Annotated in this window: 1 protein-coding gene; it reads right to left on the bottom strand. The window is 67.4% G+C overall.

The window, feature by feature from the left end; all coding sequences use genetic code 11:
* Positions 1 to 1,110: type VI secretion system tip protein TssI/VgrG (gene tssI / locus KXR87_RS23540; RefSeq protein ID WP_437434589.1), on the bottom strand; the 1,110-nt coding region annotated here is incomplete at both ends.

The following is a 1,110-nucleotide window of genomic DNA, read 5'->3' as shown; positions in this document are numbered from 1 at the left end:
CCTCCTGGCCGACGCGGGGCAGGGCCAGGCTGCCGAACCCGGCGCCCGCCCACCCCTGGGAGACCCGTATCCAGCAGGAGCTGTCTTCACTGTTGCCGTGGTAACGGTCCTGGTGAAAGCGCACCCGCACGCGGCCGTATTTGTCGCAGAAGATTTCCTCRCCCGGCGGGCCCGTGACCACGGCACTCTGCGGGCCGTCCACCCGCGGCTTCGRCAGCGGGGTGACACGCCAGGTGCGGTCTGCCGGGATAACCTCCAGGCGGTTGMTCAGCGTGGTGCCTTCCCCCGGACTGCCGTGCTGCGCCTGCGGCTGCCGGCCCTCCATGACACTGCCGGTGACCTGCCATTCCCGGTTCAGCAGGGAGGCGGGGTGACCGGTCAGGGTGAACCGCCGGCCGGGCCACAGTACCGGGCTGTTGCTCTCGCAGGTGGCGGTCTCCGCATCCCGRCGCCAGCCCTCTGCCTGATAACGGGCAAAATCCCGCCCGTGCTGCTCATCCTTGAAGCGCCCGGGGTAGTCRAAGATTTCGTACTGCGTGCGCTGGCCGTTGAGCTCACGGGGGTGGTGACTGAAGCTGCCCTGCCAGTGTGGCGCTTTGAAAGTGTAATCCCGGGTCTGTACCGAGGAGGGACGTATCTGCGCCTGGTAGCGGAACAGGCTGATGCAGTCCGTGGAGACCTCCGTGCGGGTGTTGGGGTTAAAGGGCAGCTCACCYGCGYTGCCGGTGCCCGCGACATCATCGGTGAGCACCAGTTTCTGCTCCGCTGCGCCGCAGGCGAACCAGTCGAAGAAGAAGATACCCTCCTCGGCCCACAGACGGCGCAGGAAACCGAGGTCAGTCTCGCCGTACTGGACGCAGAATTCGCGTGGCGGRTGGGGGTCGTACAGGCAGGGCACCTGGCCGGTGACRCCGTGCTCCGTGAGGAGGGTGGCGGTGATGGCCTCAGTGTCCAGYTGCTGGAAGATGCGGAAGTTCCGGCGCAGGCCGCAGCGCCAGAGGGCAGGCGAGACCGTCAGGGCAAAGTTCATCTGACCGTGGGCGCTGTGCGCGAGGGCGAAGCCGGTCACGATGCCGCTGAGGACGAACCGGGAAACGCTGCCCTGCCAGA

Source organism: Yokenella regensburgei (assembly GCF_051486985.1).
Lineage (GTDB): Bacteria > Pseudomonadota > Gammaproteobacteria > Enterobacterales > Enterobacteriaceae > CBFFRJ01.
Note: the sequence above shows the minus strand (reverse complement) of the source record. Positions and strands in the feature narration are given on the sequence as shown.